Origin of the sequence: Curtobacterium citreum (assembly GCF_006715175.1) — a bacterium.
GTDB lineage: Bacteria > Actinomycetota > Actinomycetes > Actinomycetales > Microbacteriaceae > Curtobacterium > Curtobacterium citreum.
In genome coordinates this window covers 2,592,292-2,613,720 of the sequence record NZ_VFMQ01000001.1, presented here as the reverse complement: position 1 = coordinate 2,613,720, position 21,429 = coordinate 2,592,292, and the positions used below count along the sequence as shown (strand labels likewise).

Below are 21,429 nucleotides of genomic sequence, written 5' to 3'. Positions count from 1 at the left end.
GTCAGGGATGGGCCGCTTGGTCGTGCTCGAGCCGGGCGCCGCTGGTCAGACCACGCGGAGCCGGACGAGCGAGCCGTCGACGACGAGGTCGCGGATTGTGACCGACGGGTCCGCGGTCCGGAAGCGCAGCGCACCGCCGGGCTGGTCGAACCAGGGCTGCACGAACGAGACCTCGACCAGGAACGGCCGGTCGACGACGTACCGGTGCACCTCGGGCGCCGCCGCGACGTGGGGCGGCAGGGAACGCTGGGGGAGCGGGGTGTCGAGCGGGTGCAGCAGGTACCCGTCCGGACCGCCGACGCGGTCGACGGGCACGCCCGCGGGGATCTGGATGCGCAGGCCCTGGTCGCCGGCCTGGGCGACCTGCTGCGCGAGCTGCGGGTACGTCGAGGCGGCACGATCGCGGAGCCCGTCGAGCTCGTGGCGGGGGATGTCCCGCGGCGCCGGGAACGCGCGGTTCAGGAAACGCCGCAGCATCTCGACCGCATCGGCCTCGCCACGGGCGGTCGCGAGCCGACGCGCGGTGCCGTAGTCGACGACCTCGAGTGCGAAGTCGTCCGGCTGGTCTGCCGGCACGATGCGGAGCGCGCCCTCCACCGGCGGCTCGTGCAGTTGCTCCCCGGGGAGCTGCACGTACCGAACGGTGTAGCCGAGCTGGTCGAGGATGGGGCGGGTCTCCGCGAACGTCATGGCCGCGAGCCTACCGGGCGCCGACATGCCGTTCGCCGAGACCCCGCTGGGTGCTCGGTGAGCACCGACCTCACGCGCCGCCGCGCATGATCGCCTGCTTGACCTCGGAGATGGCCTTCGTCACCTGGATCCCGCGCGGGCAGGCCTCGGAGCAGTTGAAGGTCGTGCGGCAGCGCCAGACGCCCTCCTTGTCGTTGAGGATGTCGAGCCGCACGTTCGCGGCGTCGTCGCGGGAGTCGAAGATGAAGCGGTGGGCGTTCACGATGGCCGCCGGACCGAAGTACTGGCCGTCAGTCCAGAACACCGGGCAGGACGACGTGCACGCGGCGCAGAGGATGCACTTCGTGGTGTCGTCGAAGCGGGCGCGGTCCGCGACGGACTGCACGCGCTCCTTGCCCTTCTCCGGCTTGCTCGACGCCTGCAGGAACGGCTGGACCTCGCGGAAGGACTGGAAGAAGGGCTCCATGTCGACGACGAGGTCCTTCTCGAGCGGCAGGCCCTTGATCGCCTCGACGTAGATCGGCTTCGACACGTCGAGGTCCTTGATGAGCGTCTTGCACGCCAGACGGTTGCGCCCGTTGATCCGCATCGCGTCCGACCCGCACACGCCGTGCGCGCAGGAACGGCGGAACGTCAGCGACCCGTCCTGCTCCCACTTGATCTTGTGCAGGGCGTCGAGGATGCGGTCGGTCGGCAGCATCATGACGTCGAAGTCCTGCCAGCGCGGCTCGTCGTCGACCTCGGGGTCGAAGCGCCGGACGATCACCGTCACGGGGAACGATCCGGGAGGGGCGTCCTGCACGGTGTCGGTGCGGGGGGCGTCGGAGACCAGGGTGTCGGTCATCAGTACTTCCTCTCCATCGGCTCGTAGCGCGTCACCACGACGGGCTTCCAGTCGAGCGTGATGTGGTCGTCGGCGAGTGACGAGTGCGGGTCGCCCGTCAGGTACGCCATGGTGTGCTGCATGTAGTTCTCGTCGTCGCGCTTCGGGTAGTCGTCGCGCATGTGTCCGCCGCGGCTCTCCTTGCGGTTGCGCGCGGAGTAGACGACGACCTCGGCCAGGTCGAGCAGGAAGCCGAGCTCGACCGCCTCGAGCAGGTCGGTGTTGAACCGCTTGCCCTTGTCCTGCACGGCGACGTTGCGGAACCGGTCGCGCAGCTCGTGGATGGTCTCGGTCATCTTGCCGAGCGACTCGTCGGTGCGGAACACCTGCGCGTTCTTGTCCATCTCGTCCTGCAGCTCCTTGCGCAGCACGGCGATGCGTTCGGTGCCGGTCGAGGAGCGCAGCTGCGCGAGCATGTCGCGGATCCCGGCGGCCGGGTCCTCCGGCAGGGGGAGGAACTCCGCGGTCTGGACGTACTCGGCCGCGTTGTTGCCGGAGCGCTTGCCGAACACGTTGATGTCGAGCAGCGAGTTCGTGCCGAGGCGGTTCGAGCCGTGCACGGACACGCACGCGCACTCGCCGGCGGCGTACAGACCGGGGACGACGGTGGTGTTGTCGTACAGGACCTCGGCCTTGACGTTCGTCGGGATGCCGCCCATCGCGTAGTGCGCGGTCGGCATGACCGGCACCGGCTCGACGACCGGGTCGACCCCGAGGTAGGTGCGCGCGAACTCGGTGATGTCCGGCAGCTTCGTCTCGAGGACCTCGGCACCGAGGTGCGTGCAGTCGAGCAGGACGTAGTCCTTGTTCGGGCCGGCACCGCGGCCCTCGGCGACCTCCTGCACCATGCACCGGGCGACGATGTCGCGGGGAGCGAGGTCCTTGATCGTCGGGGCGTAGCGCTCCATGAAGCGTTCGCCGGAGGCGTTGCGGAGGATCGCCCCCTCGCCGCGGGCGCCCTCGGTGAGCAGGATGCCGAGGCCGGCGAGGCCGGTCGGGTGGAACTGGAAGAACTCCATGTCCTCGAGCGGCAGGCCGGTGCGCCAGACGATGCCGACGCCGTCGCCGGTCAGGGTGTGGGCGTTCGAGGTGGTCTTGAACATCTTGCCGAAGCCACCGGTCGCGAAGATCACGGCCTTGGCGTGGAAGACGTGCAGGTCACCCGTGGCGAGCTCGTACGCGACGACGCCCGCCGGCTGCTTGCGCGTGACGCCGTCGTCGCCCGTGACGTCCACCATGACGAGGTCGAGCGCGTAGAACTCGTTGTGGAACTCGACGCCGAGCTTCACGCAGTTCTGGAACAGCGTCTGCAGGATCATGTGGCCCGTGCGGTCCGCGGCGTAGCAGGCCCGCCGGACCGGGGCCTTGCCGTGGTCGCGGGTGTGGCCGCCGAAGCGTCGCTGGTCGATCTTGCCCTCCGGGGTGCGGTTGAAGGGCAGGCCCATGTTCTCGAGGTCGATGACCGCGTCGATGGCCTCCTTCGCCAGGATCTCGGCGGCGTCCTGGTCGACCAGGTAGTCGCCGCCCTTGATCGTGTCGAAGGTGTGCCACTCCCACGAGTCCTCTTCGACGTTCGCGAGTGCGGCGGCCATGCCGCCCTGCGCCGCGCCCGTGTGGGAGCGGGTCGGGTAGAGCTTCGAGATGACGGCGGTCTTGGCCTTCGGGCCGGCCTCGATCGCGGCGCGCATCCCGGCGCCGCCCGCGCCGATGATGACGATGTCGTGCTGGTGGTGGTGGACCGTGGTCTCGGTCGGGGTGTTCGCAGGCACAGGGGTCTTTCGTTCGGAGGAGGAGCGGTCGTCGGGGATCGTCAGCGCGCCGGGCAGAACGACGGCAGGTCCGCAGCGGCGGCGCCGGCGGGGCACGGGTCGAACGTCCAGCAGACGAGCAGCCCGAGCACGACGAGTGCGACGCAGGCGATGAGCACGGCGAGCAGCAGGGTCTTCCGGACCCCGGGCTTCGCGACGTAGTCGTTGATGATCGTGCGCATGCCGTTGGAGCCGTGCACCAGGGCGAGGACCAGCATGAGCGAGTCCCACACCTGCCAGAACGGGTTGGCCCACTTGCCGGCGACGAAGGCGAAGTCGATCTGCTTGACGCCTTCACCCGCGACCATGTTGACGAAGAGGTGGCCGAAGATGAGCACGACGAGCAGGACGCCCGAGGCGCGCATGTAGATCCACCCCCACTTCTCCCAGTTGGTGGTGCGGCGTGCGGCGCTGGCCGAGCGAGGCGGCTCGACGGTCTGTGTGGTCATGGTCGTCTCCCGTCCCTTCGCCTACTGGAAGTCCGCGACGAGGTTCATGAGCTGGCGCGGGAGGAAGCCCGCGATGAGGACTGCCCACACGACGAGCACGATCCAGAACATGGCGCGCTGGTACTTCGGGCCCTTCGACCAGAAGTCCACCAGGATGATGCGCAGGCCGTTCAGGGCGTGGAAGACGATCGCCATCACGAGAGCGATCTCACCGAGGTTCATGATCGGCGTCTTGTAGGTCCCGATGACGGCGTTGTAGGCCTCGGGCGAGAGCCGCACGAGGGCCGTGTCGAGGATGTGCACCAGCAGGAAGAAGTAGATCGCGACGCCGGTGATCCGGTGCAGCACCCACGACCACATCCCCGTGGACCCGCGGTACAGCGTCCCCTCGAGCTTCCGGGACGCGCGCGGCGCATCGATCGTCACGCGCGGTTCGACCACCGTCGTCCCGCCTGCGGTCTGCTCGGCCATGAGCAAGTCCTCCCATAGGACGGGCTCGCCGATCGGCGAGCCCTTGCCGTTCGTGTTCGTGTGGAACACGACCCATCCTATGCGCCCGCGCTGACCTTCTCGTCCCGACCGGCCCGCGCGGTGCGCGTCAGGGCAGGCGGCGCGCCGATCGTCCGCGCCGTGTCGTGGTGCGCGAGGAGCTGGTCGCCGATGGCCTCCCACGTGGTGCCTTCGACGCGGAGCCGCCCGGCCGAGCCCATCCGCGCCGCGGCGTCCGGGTCGCCGACGAGCCCGAGCACCGCCCGGCGCAGTGCCTGCGGGACGTCCGGGTCGTACAGCTCGCCGTCGAGGCCCGGCGCGACGAGGTCGAGCGGACCGCCGGCGGCCGGTGCCACCACGGGCAGCCCGGTCGCGTGCGCCTCCTGCAGGGTCTGGCCGAAGGTCTCCGCGGGACCCGTGTGCACGAAGACGTCGAGCATCGCGTACGCGTCGGCCAGCGCGTCGCCCCGCAGCGGACCGGTGAACGTGACGTCGAGGTGACGGAGCCGACGCTCCAGGTACGCGCGGGACGGGCCGCCCCCGGCGACGACGACCCGGATCCCGGGGAGGCCGCCGAGCTCGGCGAGTCGCTCGACCTCCTTCTCGGGCGCGAGCCGCCCGACGTAGCCGACGATCGTCTCGCCGTCCGGTGCGGTCCGCCGACGTGCCGCACGCACCGACGCGCTGTGCCGACGGTCCGGGTGGAAGAGCGTCGTGTCGACGCCCCGGCCCCACCGCGTCACCCGCGGGACGCCGTCCTCGGCGAGCATCGCGGCGGTCGCGCTCGACGGCGCGAGCGTCAGCGACGCGCCGGCGTGGATGCGCCCGAGGATCCTGCGCACCAACGGGACGGTCGCGGTCAGGCCGTTGCGGCGTGCGAACCCGGCCACGTCGGTCTGGAACACGGCGACGGAGGGGATGCCGAGCCTCCCGGCCGCCGTGATGGCGCGTCCACCCAACAGGAACGGACTGGCGGCGTGGAGCACGTCGGCGCCGGAGGCGGCGAGGATCGTGTCGAGCACCGGGTGGGGGAGGGCGACGGGGAACTGGCGGTACGCCACCGCCGGGATGCGGTGGACGTCGAAGGAGCGGTAGCGCTCCACCTGCGTCTTCGAGCGGAACTGCGCGAGTCCGGGGGTGTCCGGGGCGATCACGACCGCGCGGTGCCCGCGGCGCTCCAGATGGTCGAGGACCGCCAGGACGCTGGTGGTGACGCCGTTGAGGGTGGGCAGGAAGCTCTCGGTCACGACGGCCACGGTCCGTTGGGACGTGCCGCGCTCCACGCTGCGTGCGCTCATGGTGCGGCCCATGCTCCGCGGCCGGCGTGACCGGGTGGTGCGGTCCGCGTGAACGCCCGGCAGGCAGGTGGTGAACACCCGGACGGGAGGATCGGGGCCCGGTCCGACGCGCGGCGCGCGCGGGCGCGTCCGGGCACCGTGCGGGCGGCGTCCAGGTCGCGTCCGGCGGGACCGGTACGGTGAGCGCGTGGCAGACGCACTCGAGGACTTCTACGCGATCATCCCGGCCGGCGGCATCGGCTCCCGGCTGTGGCCGCTGTCGCGCGCCGACGCACCCAAGTTCCTGCACGACCTGACCGGTTCCGGCAGCTCGTTGCTCCGGCAGACCTGGGACCGGCTCGCGCCGCTCGCCGGCGACCAGCGGATCATGGTCGTCACCGGCCGGGCGCACCGTGCCGCGGTCGAGGCGCAGCTGCCCGGGGTCGCCGACCACAACGTCGTGCTCGAGAGCGAGCCGAAGGACAGCACCGCGGCGATCGGCCTGGCGGCCGCGATCCTCCGACGCCGCGAGCCGGACGTCGTGATCGGCTCGTTCGCAGCCGACCACGTGATCGGTGACGCGCGTGGGTTCCGCCGTTCCGTCCGTGAAGCCGTGGCCTCGGCCCGCGCCGGGTACGTGACCACGATCGGCATCACCCCGACGGAGCCCGCGATCGGCTTCGGCTACATCCACGCCGACGACGCCCCCGCGGACATCGACGGGGCGCCGACGGCGCACGCGGTCCGGTCCTTCGTCGAGAAGCCCGACCTCGACACCGCCCGCTCGTACGTCGAGCAGGGCACCTACCTCTGGAACGCGGGCATGTTCATCGCCCGCGCCGACGTCCTGCTCGCCGAGATCGGTCGGACCAAGCCCGAGCTGCTCGCCGGGATCGAGGAGCTCGCCGCCGCCTGGGACACCTCGTCGCGCGGGGCGGTCGTGGACGCGATCTGGCCGGCGCTCGAGAAGATCGCGATCGACTACACCGTCGCCGAGCCGGCGGCGGCCGCGGGTCGGATGGTCGTCGTCCCCGGCGACTTCGACTGGGACGACGTCGGCGACTTCGCATCGCTCGCGAAGCTGCAGTCCGGCGGTCGGGCGAACAACCTCGCGGTCCTCGGGGACAACGCCCGCATCCTCGCGGACTCGTCGAGCGGCATCGTCGTCGCGCACAGCCAACGGCTCATCTCACTGATCGGCGTCGAGGACATCGTGGTGGTCGACACCCCGGACGCGCTGCTCGTCACGACGAGCGCGAACGCCCAGCGGGTCAAGGGCGTCGTCGACGCGCTGAAGATCAGCGGGCGGGACGACGTGCTCTGAGGCCGTGCGGTAATGTTCCAGGTGCTGGGGGATGAGCACCGACGACGAGGGATCGTGCATGGGGGACATCGAGTTCGACGCGGGGAGCGCCGAGGCGATGGCGCGGGTCGCGCGGTCGGCGGCTGACACACTCCGCGGTCAGGCCGGGAGCCGTCGGCAGGCCGCCGAGGACGCCCTCGCGGACTTCGAAGGTTCGTACGCGCGCCGCTTCCGCGATGCAGTGGTCATCGAGGCCGAGGACCGGGGCCGTCTGACGGGGGTGCTCGACGGCCTGGCGACGGATGTCGGTCGTGCCGCCGCGGAGCGAGAACGGGCGCGTCGGGTCGCCCATGATGCGTGGAAGGCTCGCGAGGCAGAGCGACGGCAGACGGTCGGCGCGATCGCCGGCCCGTTCGCCGGGACCGCTACTGACCTGTGGGACACCTTCGTCGACCGTGAGCCGTCGAGCGAGGCCCTCCGACCTCCGATCGTCGATGCCGAGTTCCGCGGTCGCGAGCGAGCGCGGTACGGCGACGGTGCGAGCCAGAGCAGGTCCTCGGCGGACCCGAGCGCACTGCAGGGGTTCGCGTCGACCGTGTCTGCCCTCGACACGACCGCATCGGCCGAGGCTGACCGCGTGCGGACCGCCTGGTCGGCGTTCACGGCGTCGTGCGGCTGGGTGCACTTCGACCGGAAGAGCATGCCCGACGGTTTCGAACGTTATGTCCGGGAGAACGATGAGGACCGATCGTGGATCGGCAAGGTCGCCGAGGCGTTCGAGCAGGCCGGTGGGAACGGGTCCCTCTCAGATGCAGCACTCGACATCGCAGCCGTCGGGCGGGCCGCTCCGGCGTTGCGAGGGCTCTTCGCAGAGGGCCTGACGCCGACGCAGGTCGCGGATGGGTGGAGGGCCCTCGGGTTGACCAAGGCCGACGCCGGTGTCCTCGACGCGCTCCCGACGGAGGTGCTCGCCCGGTTGGGGAACCTCGAGGGGGTCGCGTACTGGGCGCGGAGCACAGCGAACGTCCTCGTGCTCAACCAGCGGCTGGGCGACGTGGAACTCGAGATCGCGCAGCTCGAGGGCGCCGTCGCATCGGCGGGGGACGGAGCGAGCGCCCTCGCCCGGGAACTCAACGCGCTGTACGCGGACCGGAAGGCACTGCGGAACATCAACGCAGCGATGAAGGTCCCTGACCAGGCTGCCCACGGTCAGCGATACCTCATCTCGTTGTCCGAGGACCATCCTCCACTCGCCGCCGTGTCGATAGGTGACCTCGACAGCGCGAATTCCGTCACGTGGGCGGTGCCCGGGATGGACACCACTACCGCTGACATGAGCTCCTGGGCGCGGGCTGCTCAGAACATCTACGACGAACAGGGAAGAGATGTCGACGAGCCCAGCCAAGCGGTCATCGCCTGGATCGGTTACGAGACACCGGATGTGACGACCGTGTTGGGTATGCAGAAGGCGGAAGTCGGCGGCCGGAAGCTCGCTGCTTCGATCGACGGACTGGGCGCGATCCGCGGTGACGACATGCCGACGACGAACGTCGTCGCGCACTCGTACGGCACCACGACTGCAGCCGTCGCGCTGTCGGCCACCGGCGCGCACGTCGACCGCTTCGTTGCTCTGGGATCCGCTGGCCTACCGAACGACGTCGACTCGGCCGGCAAGTTGCACGCAGAACACGTCTACGTCGGTCAAGCGCGGAACGTCGTGTTCGATGAGGCCGGTCACGGTGATCAGCTCGCCGGCCTAGGGCGGATGGCTCCCGGCCACCACGTCGACCCGGCGACACGCGTGTTCGGTGCCACCACTTTCGGTACGGACACGAATCCAGCAACCGTCGAAGAGCAACGCCCAGTGCTCAACCACGATCCGCTCACCGGTGACCATTCCGGGTACCTGGACGCGCAGACCGAGTCGCTCTACAACGTCGGGCGGGTCACGACAGGCCACGAAGGAGCGGCGACACCCTTCGTCCCGAAGCCTCCCACCGACCGGGATCAGGCGCTGTTCGGGCCTTTCCAATCCATGCTCGGGGACCGATGATCACGATCAGCACATCTTGCGTGCGGCACAGCATCGCGAGTGCTCTCCTACTGACGACGCTCAGCGGTCTGCTCGCTGGGTGCGCCTTCGGAGCGCCGGACACGAGCACGACACGACGAACGGAGCCCACCGTGGACGCCGACAGCGCCAAGCAGCACATGATCGAGGCGGTGGACGACGCCACAGCCCGTCTCGGTGGGGTGTGGAAGCCCCGGACTGGCCCCGACTACGCCGAGGACTGTGTGTTGCCCGACGGCGAGCAGGGCGCGCGCTGGCGGTACCTGACGGGCAGCGAGCTCGCGGGGGACCCGACGGCCGACGGGGCCCGGATGGCGGACCACTGGCGGGCTCAGGGGATGGAGGTCGTCGTCCGCGACTCGGAGGACGGCCCCGCGGTGTTCGGGAGCGGCGGCGACGACATCGCCGGCATCAGCGTGTACGCGTACTCGGGGAACTACACAGTTCAGGCCCTCTCACGGTGCTTCCCGGGCGACGCCGACCGGATCATGGAGCAGCTGTCCGACGAGTGATCGCTCCGCGGATGACGATTCCGTGCACGGCCCCCGATCCTCAGCGTCGGCTGTAGCGCTCCACCACGAAATCTCGCCGCGACCCCCGAAGTGGGGTCGACGGCGTGGCCTCCGGTTACGGGCCTGTTTCCACGGGGTCGCGATCCCGTAACTGATCCCAGCGGTCCCTCAGGGGCGTTCTGTACCGGCCCGACGGTCGTGTACTGTCGCCACGATCGCCCGGAACGCACGTGGTCCGGGCACCGCCCCCCGGAGGAACCAACCCGTGACATCTCGTACCCGCCAGGTCCTGCTCAGCGGCCTCGCCCTCGCCGGCACCGTGGCAGTCCTCGCCGGCTGCTCGGCCGCCCCGTCCGAAACCGCGACGTCGAAGAAGAGCGACTTCCGCCCCTGCATGGTCTCCGACGCCGGTGGCTTCGACGACAAGTCGTTCAACCAGCTCGGCTTCGAGGGCATGAAGGACGCCGCGGCCGACCTCGGTGCGACGTACAAGTCGGCCGAGTCGAAGGACGCGACGGTCTACGACTCGAACATCCAGCAGCTCGTCGGCCAGAACTGCAACCTCATCGTCACCGTCGGCTTCAACCTCGCCGACGCCACGAAGAAGCAGGCCGCCGCGAACCCCGACACCGACTTCGCGATCATCGACGACAACTCGATCGACGCCAAGAACGTCAAGCCGATCACGTTCGACACCTCGCAGGCGGCGTTCCTCGCCGGCTACGCGGCCGCGTCGTACTCGAAGTCCGGCGTCGTCGGCACCTTCGGCGGCATGCAGATCCCGACCGTCACCATCTTCATGGACGGCTTCGCGGACGGCGTGAAGTACTACAACGAGCAGAAGAAGAAGGACGTCAAGGTCGTCGGCTGGGACGTCGACAGCCAGAAGGGCTCCTTCACCGGTGGCTTCGACGCCGGCACGCAGGCGAAGGCCGTGGCGCAGACGCTCCTCGACCAGAACGCCGACGTGATCCTGCCCGTCGGTGGCCCGATCTACCAGTCGGCTGCCGAGGCGATCAAGGACGCGAACAACGGTTCGGTCCTGATCGGTGCGGACAGCGACCTGTACGAGGCCGACCCGCGCTACAAGGACATCGCGTTCACGTCCGTCGAGAAGGGCATGCGCCCGGCCGTCAAGGACGTCGTCGAGCAGGCCGCGGACGGCAAGTACTCGAACACCCCGTACGTCGGCACCCTGAAGAACGACGGTGTCGGCATCGCGCCGTTCCACGACTACTCGTCGAAGGTCGACTCCGGCCTGCAGGGCGAGCTGGACAAGATCAAGTCGGGCATCATCGACGGCTCGATCACGGTCGAGACCAAGGCGACCGTCAAGTAGCACGACCGATGCGGGCGGGGGACGAGTCCTCCGCCCGCATCGACGTGTCCACAGCACCACCGACAGGAACAGACCCCGGAACATGAAGCTCGAACTCCGTGGCATCACGAAGCGGTTCGGACCACTCGTCGCCAACGACCACATCTCGCTCACCGTCGAGCCGGGTGAGGTCCACTGCCTCCTCGGCGAGAACGGCGCGGGCAAGTCCACGCTCATGAACGTCCTCTACGGCCTGTACCAGGCCGACGAGGGCGAGATCCTCCTGGACGACGTCGTCCAGGACTTCGACGGACCCGGCGACGCGATGCGCGCCGGCATCGGCATGGTGCACCAGCACTTCATGCTCGTGCCGGTCTTCACCGTCGCCGAGAACGTCATGCTCGGCCAGGAGCAGACCTCCTTCGGCGGCCGACTCGACCTCGCCGGGGCCCGCGCCCGCGTGCGGGAGATCAGCGACCGCTTCGGCTTCGACGTCGACCCCGACGCCCGGGTCGAGGACCTGCCCGTCGGCGTGCAGCAGCGTGTCGAGATCATCAAGGCGCTGTCCCGCGACGCGAAGGTCCTGGTGTTCGACGAGCCGACGGCCGTCCTCACGCCGCAGGAGACCGACGAGCTGATGGGCATCATGCGCCAGCTCCGCGAGGCCGGCACGGCGATCGTCTTCATCACCCACAAGCTGCGCGAGGTCCGCGAGGTCGCCGACCGCATCACGGTCATCCGCCTCGGCGCCGTCGTGGGAGAGGCCTCGCCGACGGCGACGAACAACGAGCTGGCCGCCCTGATGGTCGGCCGTGCCGTGTCGCTCGTGGTCGACAAGGCACCGGCGACCGGCGGGGACGACGCGCTCGTCGTCGAGCACCTGACGGTCACCGACCCCTCGGGCGTGGTCCTCGTCGACGACGTCTCGTTCACGGTCCGCCGCGGCGAGGTGCTCGCGATCGCGGGCGTCCAGGGCAACGGGCAGACCGAGCTCACCGAGGCGATCATCGGCCTCGAGCCCGTGCGCGCCGGTCGGGTCACCCTCGACGGCAAGGAGCTCACCGGGCGCACCGTCAAGCAGGTGCTCGACGCGGGTGTCGGCTTCGTGCCCGAGGACCGCAAGGAGGACGGCCTGGTCGGCGAGTTCACCATCGCGGAGAACCTGATGCTCGACCGCGCCGACCACGACGAGTTCGTCCGCGCCGGCACGATCCGCTCCGCCGAGCGCGACGCGTTCGCGGACGAGAAGATCGCCGAGTTCGACATCCGCACGCCGTCCCGCACGACGGCGGCCGGCCGGCTGTCCGGCGGCAACCAGCAGAAGATCGTCCTCGCCCGCGAGCTCAGCCGCGAGCTCCGGCTCTTCGTCGCCGCGCAGCCCACGCGCGGCATCGACGTCGGGTCCATCGAGTTCGTCCACAAGCGCATCGTCGCCACACGCGACACCGGCGTCCCGGTCATCGTCGTCTCCACGGAGCTCGACGAGGTCGTGGCGCTCGCCGACCGGATCGCGGTCATGTACCGCGGCGGCATCGTCGGCATCGTCCCCGCGGACACCCCGCGCGACGTCCTCGGCCTCATGATGGCCGGGGAACTCCCCGAAGGAACGGAACAGGTCGCATGATGGCCGCCGAACTCGCAGCAACCACAGCAGAAGGAACGGAGCTGGCAGCGTGAGCACCCCCACGCCGGACGACACGACGCGACCGGCGACCCCGGCCCCCGCGTCGGACGACACGACGCGACCGGCAACCCCGGCCCCCGCGCCCACCGACGACCGTCTGCAGGACACCGAGGCCACCCCGCACCTGATGACCGACTCCGCCGCCGACTCCGAGCGGCGCGCGGGCGGCGACCGGTGGCGGGCCGCGGCGCAGCAGATCGTGAACGGCTCCGTGCTCGTGACGGTCCTGGCCGTCGTCCTCGCCCTGGTGGCCTGCGGCATCCTGATCGCGGTCACCGACGAGAACGTCCGCACCGCCGCCGGGTACTTCTTCGCCCGTCCGACTGACACCCTGCAGGCGATCGGCACCTCGGTCGGCGGCGCCTACGCGTCGCTCTTCCAGGGCTCGGTGATCAACTTCGGTGCACCGTCCTTCGCCCAGGCCATCGTGCCGATCACGCGCTCGGTCGACTACGCCGTGCCGCTGATCGCCGCCGGTCTCGGCATCGCGCTGTCGTTCCGCGCCGGCCTGTTCAACATCGGCGGCCAGGGGCAGATCCTGATGGGCGCCGCGGCGGCCGGCTGGGTCGGCTTCTCGTTCGACGGCCCCGCCGCGCTGCACATCCCGCTCACCGTCCTCGCCGGCATCGTCGGCGGTGCGGTCTGGGGCGGCATCGTCGGCGTGCTCAAGGCCCGGACGGGTGCGAACGAGGTGGTCGTCACGATCATGCTCAACTACGTCGCGCTCTACCTGGTCAGCTTCCTGCTCCGCACCCCGGGTCTCCTGCAGGCCCCGGGGAGCGCGAACCCGATCTCGCCCGCGACGAAGGACAGCGCGGTCTTCCCGGCGCTCTTCGGTCCGCGGTACGGGATCAACCTCGGGTTCGTCGTGGCGATCATCGCGGTCGTCGTCGTGTGGTGGCTCGTGAACAAGTCGTCGCTCGGCTTCCGATTCCGCACCATCGGCGAGAACCCCCGCGCGGCCCGTGTGGCCGGCATGAGCGTCCCCGCGCTGACGATCTGGGTGCTCGTGATCTCCGGCGCGCTCGTCGGCATCGCCGGCGCGTACCAGGTGCAGGGTGCGGTGACCTCGGGCTTCACGTCCGGGATCGACGCCGGCATCGGCTTCGACGCGATCACGGTCGCACTCCTCGGCCGCTCGAAGCCGTGGGGCGTGTTCTGGGCGGCGATCCTGTTCGGTGTCCTGAAGAACGGCGGCTACGCCATGCAGGCCGCGAACGGCATCCCGATCGACATCGTCGGCGTGATCCAGGCGCTCATCGTCCTCTTCATCGCCGCGCCGCCGCTCGTCCGCGCGATCTTCCGGATCCCGCAACCGGGAGCCCGCCGCCGTGTCCGCAAGAACAGCAAGAAGGCGGTCGCCGCATGAGCACCATGACCCCCACCGCGGTCCCGGCCCTGCCCGCCGACCGTCCCGTCGAGACGACGCGCAGCTGGAAGACCCCGGTCGCGTTCGGCGTCTTCACGCTCCTCGCCCTCGTCCTGTTCGGTTTCGCCCGACGCCCCGGCACCGCGACGTTCCGCCTGGCCTCGGCCGGCGACTTCTTCGCGCTGCCGAACGTCCCGCTGCCGGCCGCCGCCACCGGCGTGGTCGCCATCGTCCTGCTCGCCCTCGCCACCGTGTACGCGGTCGTCGAGACGCGCGGTGCCCGCCGGGTGCCGCTCTGGGTGACCGCGCTCTTCGCGCTGGTCTTCGTCGTCGGCTTCCTCAGCTGGGCCGTCGCCGGTGACTCGATCACCATCCCGGGCATGCTCGTCGGCGCCCTGAGCCTCAGCGTCCCGCTGGTGTTCGGTGCCCTCGGCGGGGTCATCTCGGAGCGCGTCGGCGTCGTGAACATCGCCATCGAGGGCCAGTTCCTCGCCGGCGCGTTCACCTCGGCGATGATCGCCTCGCTCACCGGCTCGGCGTGGGTCGGTCTGGTCGGCGCGCTCGTCGCCGGTGTCCTGGTGTCCTTCGTCCTCGCGGCGTTCAGCATCAAGTACCTCGTCGACCAGGTCATCGTCGGTGTCGTCATCAACGCGTTCATCTCGGGTCTGACCGGCTTCCTGTACTCGCAGGTCCTGTCGCCGAACCAGGGCACGCTGAACGTCGGCATCCGCTTCCCCAAGATCGAGATCCCGCTCCTCCACCAGATCCCGATCATCGGCCCGATCTTCTTCGAGCAGACCGTCGTGGTCTACCTGGCGTACGTCGCCGTCGCGGTCGTCACCTTCGGCCTGTTCAAGACCCGCTGGGGCCTGCGCCTCCGTGCGGTCGGCGAGCACCCGCAGGCAGCCGACACGGTCGGCATCAACGTCGCCAGGACGCGCTTCTGGAACGTCTCGATCGCGGGCGCCGTCGCCGGTCTCGGCGGTGCGTACTTCACGCTCGACGCCGCGGGCGGCTTCACGAAGGACATGACGGCCGGCGCGGGCTACATCGCGCTCGCGGCGGTCATCTTCGGTCGTTGGGACCCGATCCGTGCGACGTTCGCGGCGCTGCTGTTCGGCTTCGCCTCGAACCTGCAGAACACGCTCGCGGCGGTCGGTTCGCCGGTCCCGAGCGAGTTCCTGCTCATGCTGCCCTACGTGGTCACGATCTTCGCGGTCGCCGGCCTGGTCGGACAGTCGCGCGGGCCGGCGGCCGCCGGCAAGCCGTACATCAAGAGCTGACGGACGGGAGGCACGGGTCATGACCGACACGAACGCTGCGGGTGACCAGGCGGTCGCCGCGACCGACGGGGCGGACGCCGCCCCGATCCTCCCGGCCGGTGCCGCCGACCCCGGGAACGACGCGGGCCGAGCGGTCGACTGGAGCGTGCTCCGCGACGCGGCCACGGCCGCGATGCGGCGCGCCTACGCGCCCTACTCGTCCTTCCCGGTGGGGGCCGCTGCCCTGACCGACGACGGGCGGGTCGTGTCCGGCTGCAACGTCGAGAACGCGTCGTACGGGGTCACCCTGTGCGCCGAGTGCTCGCTCGTGTCGCAGCTGCACATGACGGGCGGCGGCAAGCTCGTCGCGTTCACGTGCGTGGACGGCGACGGCGCCACCCTGATGCCGTGCGGTCGCTGCCGGCAGCTGCTCTTCGAGCACTCCGCCGAGGGCATGCTCCTCGAGACCGTCTCCGGCATCCGCACCATCGACGAGGTCCTGCCGGACGCCTTCGGGCCCCGGACCCTCGCCACCTACCAGGAAGAGCACTGACATGGCCGTCGAGCCGTTCGACACCGTCGACCTGATCCGCACCAAGCGTTCGGGCGACGCCCTCAGCACGCCCGAGATCGACTGGCTGGTCGACGCGTACACGCGCGGGTACGTCGAGGACCCGCAGATGGCGGCGCTCGCGATGGCGATCTTCCTGAACGGGATGGAGCGTCGGGAGATCAAGGACCTGACGCTCGCGATGATCGCGTCGGGGGAGCGGATGTCGTTCGGCTCGCTCGGCAAGACCACGGTCGACAAGCACTCCACCGGTGGCGTCGGGGACAAGATCACGCTGCCGCTCGCACCGCTCGTGGCGTCGTTCGGCGTCGCGGTGCCGCAGCTCTCCGGGCGGGGGCTCGGCCACACCGGCGGGACGCTCGACAAGCTCGAGTCGATCCCCGGGTGGCAGGCGTCGATCTCGAACGACCGGATGATGCAGGTGCTGTCGGACGTCGGCGCGGTCATCTGCGCCGCCGGTTCCGGGCTCGCCCCGGCGGACAAGAAGCTCTACGCGCTGCGGGACATCACCGGCACCGTCGAGTGCATCCCGCTCATCGCGTCGAGCATCATGTCGAAGAAGATCGCCGAGGGCACCGGTGCGCTGGTGCTCGACGTGAAGTTCGGCTCCGGGGCGTTCATGCCGACGTACGAGGCGTCGAAGGAGCTCGCGCAGACGATGGTCGACCTCGGGAACGACGCCGGGGTCGCGACCTCGGCGCTCCTGACCGACATGGAGGTGCCGCTCGGCCTGACGATCGGCAACGCGCTCGAGGTCCGCGAGTCCGTCGAGGTCCTGGCCGGTGGTGGCCCGGCCGACGTGGTGTCGCTGACGGTCGAACTGGCGTCGGAGATGCTGCGGCTCGCCGGCCTGCCGGACGCCGACCCGGCGGCCGCGCTGGCCGACGGCCGGGCGATGGACACCTGGCGCCGGATGATCGAGGCCCAGGGCGGCGAAGCGTCCGCGACGCTGCCCGTGGCCCGCGAGCAGCACGTCGTCACAGCGTCCTCGTCCGGGGTCCTGACCGAGCAGCAGGCGCTGCCGTTCGGGGTCGCCGCGTGGCGCCTCGGCGCGGGTCGTGCCCGGGCGCAGGACCCCGTGCAGGCCGGTGCGGGCATCGAGCTGCACGTCAAGCCGGGCGACGCGGTCACGGCCGGGCAGCCGCTGTGGACGCTGCACACCGACGAGCCGGCGCGGTTCGAGCGGGCGCTGGAGTCGCTGGAGGGCGCGTGGTCGATCGGGGAGACCGCTCCCGAGCGGGGCCCGATCGTGCGGGAGCGCATCACCGGTTGAGCGCGCGGAAGGTCGGGGCGCACCGATAGCCTGAGGGCATGAGCGCCGACGCCCCGACCTACCGCCTGCCCGACGCCGGGGCGGTCATCGACGACCTGCCCAAGGTCTCGCTGCACGACCACCTCGACGGTGGGCTGCGGCCCGCCACGATCGTCGAGCTCGCGGAGTCGGCGGGCGTCACGCTCCCGACCACCGACCCCGCGGCGCTCGGGGCCTGGTTCGCCGAGCAGTCGAACTCCGGCTCGCTCGTCGAGTACCTGAAGACCTTCGACGTGACCACCTCGGTCATGCAGACCGCGCCGCAGCTGCACCGCGTCGCGAAGGAGTTCGTCGAGGACCTCGTCGCCGACGGCGTGGTCTACGGCGAGGTCCGGTGGGCCCCGGAGCAGCACCTGCGCGGCGGCCTGACGCTCGACGAGACCGTCGAGGCGGTCCAGGCCGGCATCGCCGAGGCGGTCGACGCCGCCGGCGGGTCGATCCGCGTCGGACAGCTCGTCACCGCGATGCGGCACGCCGACCGGTCCCTCGAGATCGCGGAGCTCGCCGTGCGGCACCGCGACCGCGGCGTCGTGGGCTTCGACATCGCGGGGGCCGAGGCCGGGTTCCCGGCGTCGAACCACCGTCCCGCGTTCGATTACCTGGCATCCGAGCTCTTCCCCGTGACGGTGCACGCCGGCGAGGCCGACGGGCTCGCCTCGATCCGCTCGGCGCTCGTCGACGGCCGGGCGCTCCGCCTGGGCCACGGCGTCCGGATCTTCGAGGACGTCACGCTCTCCGACGCCGGGGACGGCTCGACCCTCGCCGCGCTCGGCGAGGTCGCGTCGTGGGTGCGCGACCGGGAGATCCCGCTCGAGGTCTCGCCGTCGTCGAACCTGCAGACCGGCGCGATCGCGGCGTGGGGCGACGACCTCGCCGACCACCCCTTCGACGTGCTGTACCAGCTCGGCTTCCGGGTCACGGTGAACACCGACAACCGCCTGATGAGCGGCACCACGCTCACGCGCGAGCTGGCCCTGCTGGCGGCGACGTTCGGGTACGACCTCGACGACCTCGCCGCGTTCCAGATCAACGCCGCGCTCGGCTCGTTCCTGCCGCTGGAGGACCGCGAGGAGATCATCGCGACCATCACGGCCGGTCACCAGGAGGCCTAGGACATGCCGTTGCCGCCGCTGCCGGACCCCGCCGTCGTGCTCGGGGCGTCCGCGTCGTCGTGGCGCGCGGCGCTCCGGCTCGCCGGCGACGCCCTCGTCGCCTCCGGTGCCGCCACCGACGCCTACACCGAGGCGATGACCGACCTGGTCGACGAGCACGGTCCGTACATCGTGATCTCGCCCGGACTCGCCTTCGCGCACGCCCGGCCGGGGCCGGCAGTGCTCCGTGACGGGCTCGCCGTCGTGACCCTGCGGGAGCCGGTGGCGTTCGGCCACCCGCACAACGACCCCGTCTCGGTCGTGCTCGGGCTCGCGGTGGCCGAGGTCGGCACGCACCTCGAGTCGATCGGCGAGATCGCGAACCTGTTCAACGACCCGACCGTCACCGGGCGCATCGCGGCGGCGACGTCCGCGGCCGAGGTCCGGGCGATCATGGGAGCACCCGCGTGAAGATCGTGACCATCTGCGGCGCCGGGATCGGCTCGAGCGGCATCCTCAAGGTGAACGCCGAGAAGGCCCTCGACGCGCTCGGACTCGCCGCCACGGTCGAGGCGGCCGACGTCGCCTCGGTGCGGGACGTCGCCGAGGACGCGAACGTGATCCTGACGAGCGCGGAGTTCGTCGAGGCGATCGGCGACACCTACGCGGAGGTCATCGTCATCCGCAACCACTTCGACCAGGGCGAGATCACCGCCGCCGTGGACCGGGCGCTCGGGGAGCACTGAACCGGTCCGTGCCCGCCCTCTAGAGTTGGGGCATGAGCACGGAGAACCCGCTGAACGACCCCGCCGCCGACCCGTTCGAGGTCGCCCGCGACGCCGCCGCCGTCATCGCCGACCGGTCCGGCATCGAGCGGCACGACATCGCCCTGACCCTCGGCTCCGGCTGGGGCAAGGCCGCCGACATCCTCGGCGAGACGGTGTCCACGATCGACGCGGCCGACGTGCCCGGCTTCAGCGCCTCGGCGGTGCCCGGTCACTCCGGCACGGTGCGCTCCATCCGCCTGCAGGACGATCGGCACGCGCTGGTCATCGGCGCCCGGACGCACTACTACGAGAACCACGGCGTCCGCCGGGTCGTGCACAGCGTCCGGACGGCCGCGGCCACGGGCGCGTCGATCATGGTCCTGACGAACGGGGCCGGCGGCATCAAGGAGCACTGGACGCCCGGTACCCCGGTCCTCATCAGCGACCACATCAACCTGACCGCCGACAGCCCGCTCGAGGGCGCGACGTTCGTCGACCTGACCGACCTGTACTCGGCACGACTCCGCGCCGTCGCGAAGACGATCGACCCCTCGCTCGACGAGGGCGTCTACACGCAGTTCCGCGGCCCGCACTACGAGACCCCGGCCGAGGTGCAGATGGCGAGGACGATCGGCGGGCACATCGTCGGCATGTCGACCGCGCTCGAGGCCATCGCCGCGCGCCAGGCGGGCATGGAGGTGCTCGGCTTCTCGCTCATCACGAACCTCGCCGCCGGCATCCAGAAGACCCCGCTGTCGCACGCCGAGGTCCTCGAGGCCGGCAAGCAGGCCGAGCCGGTCATCGCCGACCTGCTCGCGCGCGTGGTGGCGGCCCTGTGAGCGTCGTCGACACCGCCCGCGCCTGGATCGAGCAGGACCCGGACGACGAGACGCGCGCCGAGCTCCAGCGGCTCGTGGACGCCGGGGACACCGACGAGCTGACCGCGCGCTTCGCCGGACGGCTGGCGTTCGGCACGGCCGGGCTCCGCGCCGAGCTCGGTGCCGGTCCGCTCCGGATGAACCGCGTGGTCGTCACCCAGGCCGCGGCCGGTCTGGCACGGTTCCTCGTCGACACCGGCCGGGACCGCAGCGTCGTGATCGGCTACGACGGTCGGGTGAACTCGGACGTCTTCGCGCGGGACTCCGCCGAGGTGATGCGCGGCCTCGGGCTCGAGGTCACGCTGCTGCCCTCCGCGCTGCCCACCCCGGTGCTCGCCTTCGCGGTCCGGCACCTCGGTGTCGGCGCCGGCGTGATGGTCACCGCGAGCCACAACCCGCCGCGGGACAACGGCTACAAGGTGTACCTCGGCGGCGACAACGACGGCTCGCAGATCGTGCCGCCGGTCGACGGGGAGATCGCCGCGGCGATCGACGCCGTCGCGGCGGGCGACGTCCGCGACCTCGTCCGTGCCACCGACTACACCGTCGCGGGTCCGGAGCTGGCCGCGGCGTACGTGACCGCGACGGCCGCGACGGTGCCGGCCACGATCCTCCCGTCCGATGCCCAGCCGACGGTGGTCTACACGGCCATGCACGGGGTCGGGTGGGAGACCGCGCGGGCGGTCTTCGCCGCGGCGGGCTTCGCGGAGCCGGTCGTCGTGCCGGAGCAGATCGAGCCGGACGGGGCGTTCCCGACGGTCGCGTTCCCGAACCCGGAGGAGCCGGGCGCGATGGACCTGGCGATCGCGCAGGGCGTCGCCGTCGGCGCGGACCTGGTGATCGCGAACGACCCGGACGCCGACCGGCTCGCGCTCGCGATCCCGGACGGTGCCGGGTCGTTCCGACGCCTGTCCGGCAACGAGGTCGGGTGGCTCCTCGGGTGGCGTGCAGCCTCCCGCGCGGCGGCCGAGGGGCGGACGGGCACGCTCGCCGCGTCGATCGTGTCGTCGCCGGCCCTGGCCCGCGTCGCCGAGCGGTACGGGCTCGGCTACCGGGACACCCTGACGGGCTTCAAGTGGGTCTCGCGGGTGCCGTCGCTGGTGTTCGGCTACGAAGAAGCCCTCGGCTACCTCGTCGACCCCGACGTCGTGCGGGACAAGGACGGGATCTCGGCGGCGCTGTCGCTGCTCGACCTCGCCGTGTCGCTCGCTGCGGACGGGCAGACGGTGGCCGACCAGCTCGACGCCTTCGCGGCCGAGTTCGGGGCCTTCGCGTCCGGACAGGTCGCCACGCGCGTCGACGACCTGTCGCGCATCGGGACGATCATGGCCGCGCTCCGGTCCACCCCGCCGACGACGCTCGGCGGACGGGCCGTCGAGACCGTGACGGACTACGACGCGGGGGTCGAGGGCTTCCCGCCGTCGGACATCCTGCGCTACGACCTGGACGGGGGCGCGCGGGTGATCGTCCGCCCGAGCGGCACCGAACCCAAGGTCAAGGTCTACATCGACACGGTCGCGGACTCGCCCGCCGAGGCCCGTGCGCTCGTCGAGGCCCTCGCCGACGACGTGCGCCCGCTGGTGTCGTAGGGGGCGGGGCGGCCGCGGACGGTCGGTCGGCCGCCGGCCGGGGTCGTCCGCACAACGCAAAGCACGCCGCGCCACGCGATCGCATGGCGTGGTGTGCTTTGCGTTG

General features: G+C 71.0%; 20 protein-coding genes. 14 read left to right on the top strand and 6 right to left on the bottom strand.

The annotated features are described in order from the left end of the window. Nucleotides 1-45: 45 nt before the first annotated feature. From FB462_RS12300 to FB462_RS12275, 6 genes are all read right to left on the bottom strand, one after another. Nucleotides 46-690, bottom strand: a complete 645-nt coding sequence (locus tag FB462_RS12300) for a TNT domain-containing protein (protein ID WP_167510101.1) — start codon at nt 688-690, stop codon at nt 46-48. Nucleotides 691-760: 70 nt separating this feature from the next. Then, on the bottom strand, nt 761-1,534 hold the full coding sequence (locus tag FB462_RS12295; protein ID WP_058742734.1) for a succinate dehydrogenase iron-sulfur subunit: 774 nt from the start codon (nt 1,532-1,534) through the stop codon (nt 761-763). Continuing rightward, entirely contained in the window at nt 1,534-3,342 is a 1,809-nt protein-coding gene (sdhA, locus tag FB462_RS12290) for a succinate dehydrogenase flavoprotein subunit (RefSeq protein ID WP_058742733.1), read from the bottom strand. The genes FB462_RS12295 and sdhA overlap by 1 nt, the downstream gene beginning before the upstream one ends. Nucleotides 3,343-3,383: 41 nt before the next feature. Then, nucleotides 3,384-3,830, bottom strand: a complete 447-nt coding sequence (gene sdhD / locus FB462_RS12285) for a succinate dehydrogenase, hydrophobic membrane anchor protein (RefSeq protein ID WP_141862169.1) — start codon at nt 3,828-3,830, stop codon at nt 3,384-3,386. Between the two features lie 21 nt (nt 3,831-3,851). After that, a complete protein-coding gene (gene sdhC / locus FB462_RS12280; RefSeq protein ID WP_114849864.1) occupies nt 3,852-4,301 on the bottom strand; it encodes a succinate dehydrogenase, cytochrome b556 subunit in 450 nt (149 codons plus the stop codon). 77 nt (nt 4,302-4,378) lie between these two features. Beyond that, complete coding sequence (locus FB462_RS12275; protein WP_229666638.1) at nt 4,379-5,617, bottom strand: glycosyltransferase family 4 protein; 1,239 nt, start codon at nt 5,615-5,617, stop codon at nt 4,379-4,381. A gap of 187 nt (nt 5,618-5,804) precedes the next feature. On the opposite strand from FB462_RS12275, the gene FB462_RS12270 reads away from it, so the two are divergent. From FB462_RS12270 to FB462_RS12205, 14 genes are all read left to right on the top strand, one after another. Further along, nucleotides 5,805-6,920, top strand: coding sequence for a mannose-1-phosphate guanylyltransferase (locus FB462_RS12270; RefSeq protein ID WP_141862165.1), 1,116 nt, complete (start codon nt 5,805-5,807; stop codon nt 6,918-6,920). Between the two features lie 259 nt (nt 6,921-7,179). Continuing rightward, nucleotides 7,180-8,952: an alpha/beta hydrolase gene (locus FB462_RS12265; RefSeq protein ID WP_167510100.1), complete on the top strand. Its 1,773-nt coding sequence runs from the start codon at nt 7,180-7,182 to the stop codon at nt 8,950-8,952. A gap of 131 nt (nt 8,953-9,083) precedes the next feature. Continuing rightward, a complete protein-coding gene (locus FB462_RS12260) occupies nt 9,084-9,482 on the top strand; it encodes a hypothetical protein (RefSeq protein ID WP_167510099.1) in 399 nt (132 codons plus the stop codon). Nucleotides 9,483-9,747: 265 nt separating this feature from the next. Beyond that, on the top strand, nt 9,748-10,821 hold the full coding sequence (locus FB462_RS12255; RefSeq protein ID WP_058742724.1) for a BMP family lipoprotein: 1,074 nt from the start codon (nt 9,748-9,750) through the stop codon (nt 10,819-10,821). Nucleotides 10,822-10,903: 82 nt separating this feature from the next. Then, nucleotides 10,904-12,424 carry an ABC transporter ATP-binding protein gene (locus tag FB462_RS12250; RefSeq protein ID WP_114849632.1) on the top strand — a complete coding sequence of 507 codons (1,521 nt, stop codon included), beginning with the start codon at nt 10,904-10,906 and terminating at the stop codon, nt 12,422-12,424. A 49-nt stretch (nt 12,425-12,473) separates the two neighbouring features. Continuing rightward, the gene (locus FB462_RS12245; RefSeq protein ID WP_208738912.1) at nt 12,474-13,853 is read left to right on the top strand and encodes an ABC transporter permease; all 1,380 of its coding nucleotides are present in this window, start codon (nt 12,474-12,476) and stop codon (nt 13,851-13,853) included. Next, a complete protein-coding gene (locus tag FB462_RS12240; RefSeq protein WP_114849631.1) occupies nt 13,850-15,136 on the top strand; it encodes an ABC transporter permease in 1,287 nt (428 codons plus the stop codon). The genes FB462_RS12245 and FB462_RS12240 overlap by 4 nt, the downstream gene beginning before the upstream one ends. A gap of 19 nt (nt 15,137-15,155) precedes the next feature. After that, the gene (locus FB462_RS12235; RefSeq protein ID WP_114849630.1) at nt 15,156-15,668 is read left to right on the top strand and encodes a cytidine deaminase; all 513 of its coding nucleotides are present in this window, start codon (nt 15,156-15,158) and stop codon (nt 15,666-15,668) included. Nucleotide 15,669: 1 nt separating this feature from the next. Continuing rightward, nucleotides 15,670-16,959 carry a thymidine phosphorylase gene (locus FB462_RS12230; protein ID WP_114849629.1) on the top strand — a complete coding sequence of 430 codons (1,290 nt, stop codon included), beginning with the start codon at nt 15,670-15,672 and terminating at the stop codon, nt 16,957-16,959. A 38-nt stretch (nt 16,960-16,997) separates the two neighbouring features. Continuing rightward, nucleotides 16,998-18,110 (top strand): adenosine deaminase, encoded by a 1,113-nt coding sequence (locus FB462_RS12225; RefSeq protein WP_114849628.1) that lies wholly within the window; start codon nt 16,998-17,000, stop codon nt 18,108-18,110. 3 nt (nt 18,111-18,113) lie between these two features. Then, a complete protein-coding gene (locus FB462_RS12220; protein ID WP_058742376.1) occupies nt 18,114-18,560 on the top strand; it encodes a PTS sugar transporter subunit IIA in 447 nt (148 codons plus the stop codon). Continuing rightward, the gene (locus FB462_RS12215) at nt 18,557-18,835 is read left to right on the top strand and encodes a PTS sugar transporter subunit IIB (RefSeq protein WP_058742375.1); all 279 of its coding nucleotides are present in this window, start codon (nt 18,557-18,559) and stop codon (nt 18,833-18,835) included. The genes FB462_RS12220 and FB462_RS12215 overlap by 4 nt, the downstream gene beginning before the upstream one ends. Nucleotides 18,836-18,867: 32 nt before the next feature. Next, on the top strand, nt 18,868-19,695 hold the full coding sequence (locus tag FB462_RS12210; RefSeq protein WP_141862158.1) for a purine-nucleoside phosphorylase: 828 nt from the start codon (nt 18,868-18,870) through the stop codon (nt 19,693-19,695). Then, nucleotides 19,692-21,323: a phospho-sugar mutase gene (locus FB462_RS12205; protein WP_141862157.1), complete on the top strand. Its 1,632-nt coding sequence runs from the start codon at nt 19,692-19,694 to the stop codon at nt 21,321-21,323. The genes FB462_RS12210 and FB462_RS12205 overlap by 4 nt, the downstream gene beginning before the upstream one ends. Nucleotides 21,324-21,429 lie beyond the last annotated feature (106 nt).